The organism is Streptococcus mitis (genome assembly GCF_002860865.1).
Classification (GTDB): Bacteria; Bacillota; Bacilli; order Lactobacillales; family Streptococcaceae; genus Streptococcus; species Streptococcus mitis_AT.
In genome coordinates, this window is record NZ_PKIE01000018.1 from 1 (window position 1) to 2,040 (window position 2,040).

At 49.4% G+C, this 2,040-nt stretch carries 1 tRNA gene and 2 rRNA genes (1 of these 3 only partly in view); all 3 read right to left on the reverse strand.

The window, feature by feature from the left end:
• A 23S ribosomal RNA gene (locus CYK18_RS10600) occupies positions 1-1,258 on the reverse strand; the annotation flags it as partial.
• A gap of 124 nt (positions 1,259-1,382) precedes the next feature.
• Positions 1,383-1,455: transfer RNA gene (locus CYK18_RS10605), tRNA-Ala, on the reverse strand.
• Between the two features lie 51 nt (positions 1,456-1,506).
• Positions 1,507-2,040 (reverse strand): 16S ribosomal RNA (locus CYK18_RS10610) (it continues 1,058 nt past the right edge of the window).

Sequence of the window (2,040 nt, forward strand, 5' to 3'; positions counted from 1 at the left end):
CTCCTCACGGTACACCTTCTTCACACATAGAACGCTCTCCTACCATACCTATAAAGGTATCCACAGCTTCGGTAAATTGTTTTAGCCCCGGTACATTTTCGGCGCAGGGTCACTCGACTAGTGAGCTATTACGCACTCTTTGAATGAATAGCTGCTTCTAAGCTAACATCCTAGTTGTCTGTGCAACCCCACATCCTTTTCCACTTAACAATTATTTTGGGACCTTAGCTGGTGGTCTGGGCTGTTTCCCTTTCGACTACGGATCTTAGCACTCGCAGTCTGACTGCCGACCATAATTCATTGGCATTCGGAGTTTATCTGAGATTGGTAATCCGGGATGGACCCCTCACCCAAACAGTGCTCTACCTCCAAGAATCTCTAATGTCGACGCTAGCCCTAAAGCTATTTCGGAGAGAACCAGCTATCTCCAAGTTCGTTTGGAATTTCTCCGCTACCCACAAGTCATCCAAGCACTTTTCAACGTGCCCTGGTTCGGTCCTCCAGTGCGTCTTACCGCACCTTCAACCTGCTCATGGGTAGGTCACATGGTTTCGGGTCTACGTCATGATACTAATTCGCCCTGTTCAGACTCGGTTTCCCTACGGCTCCGTCTCTTCAACTTAACCTCGCATCATAACGTAACTCGCCGGTTCATTCTACAAAAGGCACGCTCTCACCCATTAACGGGCTCGAACTTGTTGTAGGCACACGGTTTCAGGTTCTATTTCACTCCCCTCCCGGGGTGCTTTTCACCTTTCCCTCACGGTACTGGTTCACTATCGGTCACTAGGGAGTATTTAGGGTTGGGAGATGGTCCTCCCAGATTCCGACGGGATTTCGCGTGTCCCGCCGTACTCAGGATACTGCTAGGTACAAAGACTATTTTAAATACGAGGCTATTACTCTCTTTGGCTGATCTTCCCAAATCATTCTTCTATAATCTTTGAGTCCACATTACAGTCCTACAACCCCGAAGAGTAAACTCTTCGGTTTGCCCTTCTGCCGTTTCGCTCGCCGCTACTAAGGCAATCGCTTTTGCTTTCTCTTCCTGCAGCTACTTAGATGTTTCAGTTCACTGCGTCTTCCTCCTCACATCCTTAACAGATGCGGGTAACAGGTAGTACCTGTTGGGTTCCCCCATTCGGAAATCCCTGGATCATCGCTTACTTACAGCTACCCAAGGCATATCGTCGTTTGTCACGTCCTTCTTCGGCTCCTAGTGCCAAGGCATCCACCGTGCGCCCTTATTAACTTAACCTTATTTTCTGACCTTTCAGTCATAAACTCTTATTAATACTACAGCGTTTTCGGTTTATTTTCTTGTTACTATTTGATATAGATATTCAATTTTCAATGTGCATTACTTGGTGATCTCTCACCAATGGAGCCTAGCGGGATCGAACCGCTGACCTCCTGCGTGCAAAGCAGGCGCTCTCCCAGCTGAGCTAAGGCCCCACAAGACCTCTCAAGACTAAACAAGACCAATGCGCAGTTCCTTATCCTTAGAAAGGAGGTGATCCAGCCGCACCTTCCGATACGGCTACCTTGTTACGACTTCACCCCAATCATCTATCCCACCTTAGGCGGCTGGCTCCTAAAAGGTTACCTCACCGACTTCGGGTGTTACAAACTCTCGTGGTGTGACGGGCGGTGTGTACAAGGCCCGGGAACGTATTCACCGCGGCGTGCTGATCCGCGATTACTAGCGATTCCGACTTCATGTAGGCGAGTTGCAGCCTACAATCCGAACTGAGACTGGCTTTAAGAGATTAGCTTGCCGTCACCGGCTTGCGACTCGTTGTACCAGCCATTGTAGCACGTGTGTAGCCCAGGTCATAAGGGGCATGATGATTTGACGTCATCCCCACCTTCCTCCGGTTTATTACCGGCAGTCTCGCTAGAGTGCCCAACTGAATGATGGCAACTAACAATAGGGGTTGCGCTCGTTGCGGGACTTAACCCAACATCTCACGACACGAGCTGACGACAACCATGCACCACCTGTCACCTCTGTCCCGAAGGAAATCTCTATCTCTAGAG